At 74.3% G+C, this 3,213-nt stretch carries 3 protein-coding genes and 1 pseudogene; 1 reads left to right on the top strand and 3 read right to left on the bottom strand.

The window, feature by feature from the left end:
* Nucleotides 1-95, top strand: a pseudogene (locus ABZW03_RS39045) (catalase); the annotation flags it as partial.
* A gap of 195 nt (nt 96-290) precedes the next feature.
* On the opposite strand, the gene ABZW03_RS39040 reads toward ABZW03_RS39045, so the two are convergent.
* From ABZW03_RS39040 to ABZW03_RS39030, 3 genes are all read right to left on the bottom strand, one after another.
* Entirely contained in the window at nt 291-1,655 is a 1,365-nt protein-coding gene (locus ABZW03_RS39040; protein WP_355269352.1) for a hypothetical protein, read from the bottom strand.
* A gap of 168 nt (nt 1,656-1,823) precedes the next feature.
* Complete coding sequence (gene tatA, locus ABZW03_RS39035; RefSeq protein ID WP_355269350.1) at nt 1,824-2,108, bottom strand: Sec-independent protein translocase subunit TatA; 285 nt, start codon at nt 2,106-2,108, stop codon at nt 1,824-1,826.
* Between the two features lie 257 nt (nt 2,109-2,365).
* Entirely contained in the window at nt 2,366-2,935 is a 570-nt protein-coding gene (locus ABZW03_RS39030; protein WP_355269348.1) for an isoprenylcysteine carboxylmethyltransferase family protein, read from the bottom strand.
* Between the last annotated feature and the right edge of the window lie 278 nt (nt 2,936-3,213).

Below are 3,213 nucleotides of genomic sequence, written 5' to 3'. Positions count from 1 at the left end.
AGGAGGGCAACTACGACCTCGTCGGCAACAACACCCCGGTGTTCTTCATCAAGGACGCCATCAAGTTCCCCGACTTCATCCACACCCAGAAGCGCACCGGCGGCGACCGACCAGTCGGCCGCCGTCAGCGCCCGCGGACGGCCCGCCAGCAGCCGGTACCCCGGCCCGGAGCCGCTCAGCGCGGGCCGCAGCAGCCGCGAGCCCCTTCACGTCGTTCCCCACACCCCGTCGACCCCAGGGCGGTCCCGGCCCCGGTGATCGTCCCTCAGGCCGAGATCGGGGCTCCTCCTTCAGGCCGCCGCGCCCGCCCGGTCACGCCCCGGCTCGTCCAGCAGTTCCAGCACCGCCAGGACGGCGACCAGCCCGAGCGCCAGACAGAGCGTCACCAGCACCGTCGGGTGGCTCCACAGCACGAAGGCCAGCGCCGCGAGCGCGACCGCCAGCCAGCCCAGCGGGGCCTTCCAGCGGTGGACGAACCGGCCGACCGGCCCGAGCCGCAGCCCGGCCCGTCCGGCCACCCGCCGCACCGCGCCCAACCCGGCGCGCCAGCCGCCCCGGACGGTGCGCGCCCACCGGCCGCCGCCGATGACCCAGGCGCCGAGCGCGACCAGCAGCCCGAGCGTGACCACCACCCGGACGGCCGAGCGCAGGTACCGCACCAGGGTGTCGTACACCGCCTGGGCGGCGGCCTGGTCGACGTCGGCCGGGAGCCCGTCCAGGTACACGGCCCGGAACACGCTCAGTCCGATGCCCAGCAGCAGCGCCCCGCCCGCCATGCCGAGGGCCGCCGCCACCACCGCTCGGCGGCGCCGGGTCGCGAGCAGCACCCCGCCGAGCGCGCAGGCGCCGGCCAGCACCGGCACCCAGAGGCCGGCCAGGTCCAGGACCCGCAGGGCGGTGCGGACCTCGGGCAGGGCGTCGGAGCGCACCAGCGCGTAGGAGGTGTGGATCTCCGGGATCCGGGAGGCCAGCGGGAGCCCCTGCTCGATCAGGGCGGACTTCACCCGGGCGATCACCGGGGCGAGGTCCAGCAGCACGGTGTCGTCGCGCACCTCGACGGCGCCGCCGCCCTGCCCGGTCACCAGCTTTCGGACGGCGGCGTGCGCGTCCCGGTTGACGTCGGTCCAGAGGGTGCCGAAGGCGTCGCTGTCCACGATCCGTTCGACCTGGGTGTGGACGAAGCCGCCGAGTCCGCTGTCCAGGGCGTGGCCGATGCCGCCCAGTAGGGCGCCGAGCTTGGGCTTGTCGTCCGGGGCGAGGCCGTCGAGCAGCGATTCGAGCGGGAGCTTCGTCATGATCTCGGCGGTCACCCGGTCGGTGATCGCCGCCTTGATTCGGGGGTCCTTCGCCAGCGGGGCCATCGTCGCGAGGTAGCGGTCGGTGTCGCTGATCTCGGACCTCGCCCAGAGCGCGAGGGCGCCGAGTGGGGTGAGCACGCAGGCCAGCACGATCAGCAGGGCGGCGAGGAAGGAGCGCACCCGGCGGCGGGGCGGGCGTTGCGCCGGACGGGTGGCCAACTGCTCGGCGAGCCGCGCCTCCTGGACCTCGACGGCGGTGAGCCGGGCCCGCAGCTCGGCCAGTTCGTCGGCGGACTCGGCGCCGGACTCGTCTCCGGGCTTGCCGCCGGGCTGGTCGCCGGGCCGGTCGGTCGGCATGCCGGGACTCCGTTCCTCCGGTGGGTGCGTACCAGGAGACAACGGATCAGATCGGACGGCCAGTCGGGAGACGCGGCGGCGCTCGTAGACCTAGGAGCCGGACCGGCCCCGGAACGGCGGAAGGCCCCCGGTGGTTCACCAGGGGCCTTCCGGAGGAGAAGGGGAGACTCAGGCGGTCGTCTCGGGCCGCTTGGTCTCGGTGGCCTTGGTCACGTTGGTCGGCGTGACGGCCGGGCGGTCGGCGCCCTGCTGGGGCGCGGCGGTGCTCTGCGCGGTGCCGGCGGCGTCCGCCGGGGTGTCGTCCTCGCGCATGGCCTTCGTCTCGGCCTTCAGGATGCGCATGGACTTGCCCAGGCCGCGGGCCATCTCGGGCAGCTTCTTCGATCCGAACAGCAGGATGACGACCGCCAGCACCACGAGAATGTGCCAGGGCTCAAGACCGTTCCGCAGCATCCCTGGCCACCGGTCCCTTCTTGTCTAGAGTCGTGGCGGGCGCTAGCGCCCGTGCTCGCCAGTATGCCTGGCCCTCACGGCGAACGGATACACCGGCCGGGAAACGCTGGCCAAAAACCAGGTGCCGTTCGGGCGGATCGCGAACGCCGTGGCGTCCACCCGGCCGAATACGGGTGCCGAAGCTCACATCCGCCGACCGCACCCGGGGGCGAACGCGGCCGTGCTCGGCGCGATCATGGCCGGTGCCCCCGGTGCGATCAGTAGACGAACGGCACCAGGCGCTTCGACCTCCGACGGTACAGCGCGTACGCGCTCCCGAAGGCGTCCAGGAGCAGCCGCTCCTCGGCGGCGATCCGCCAGCCGTACGCGGCCAGCAGCAGTGCCGTCACCACCAGGGCGGCCGCCCAGCTGCCGGTGCCGGCCGCGTACCCGGCCCAGACCAGCAGGCTGCCGGCGTAACCGGGGTGCCGGATCAGCCGGTACGGGCCGGTGCGGACCAGCGGCTGGGCGTCGGCGGTGCGCAGGGTGCGGGTGTAGTACCGGCCCAGGGTGCGCATGCCCCAGGCCCGCAGCGCGAGCCCGGCGACCACTGCGGCCACCCCGAACCAGCGGGCCCAGGCGGGCAGTTCACCGATCGCGGTGCGGGCGGCGAGCACCACGACCAGGACCGACACCAGGTAGCAGCCGAGCAGCAGCCGGGTCGACCCCCGGTCGCGGCGGTCGGCGTGCCAGCTGCCGGCGGAGGCGTCCTCGCGGCGGCGCAGCAGTAGCTCGTAGGCGGCCCAGCAGAGGATGCCGAGGAGGGGGAGGAGGGCGGGCAGGGACATGCGGGGCTCCCGGAGGTCGGATCCGAGCTGTGCCTCCACGGTCCTCCCGGCGGGGCGCCGGCACACGCGCCCGGGGGTGGAGCCGGCGTGCTCCACCCCCGGGTGGAGGCCGGGCGCTCGCCCGCCCCGGAAGGCGGGCGGCCCTCTCGGACGGCGGAGAGCCCCCGCCCGGGGGCGGTTTCTAGGGGTCGTTGCAACACGTGGTTAGTTGATCAAGCCGCGATCAGTTTATGCAGGCGCTCGGCTGGGGTTTCCCAGCCGAGCGTTTTGCGTGGGCG

This window comes from Kitasatospora sp. NPDC004799, from assembly GCF_040609095.1.
Classification (GTDB): Bacteria; Actinomycetota; Actinomycetes; order Streptomycetales; family Streptomycetaceae; genus Kitasatospora.
The sequence above is the reverse complement of the archived record's forward strand: the minus strand, read 5'-3'. Positions and strand labels throughout refer to the sequence as shown.

What these genes read in the sequence shown, in the direction of transcription:
- ABZW03_RS39030 (WP_355269348.1), bottom strand. Translation starts at nt 2,935, where the DNA reads ATGTCCCTGCCCGCCCTCCTCCCCCTCCTCGGCATCCTCTGCTGGGCC.
- tatA (WP_355269350.1), bottom strand. Translation starts at nt 2,108, where the DNA reads ATGCTGCGGAACGGTCTTGAGCCCTGGCACATTCTCGTGGTGCTGGCG.
- ABZW03_RS39040 (WP_355269352.1), bottom strand. Translation starts at nt 1,655, where the DNA reads ATGCCGACCGACCGGCCCGGCGACCAGCCCGGCGGCAAGCCCGGAGAC.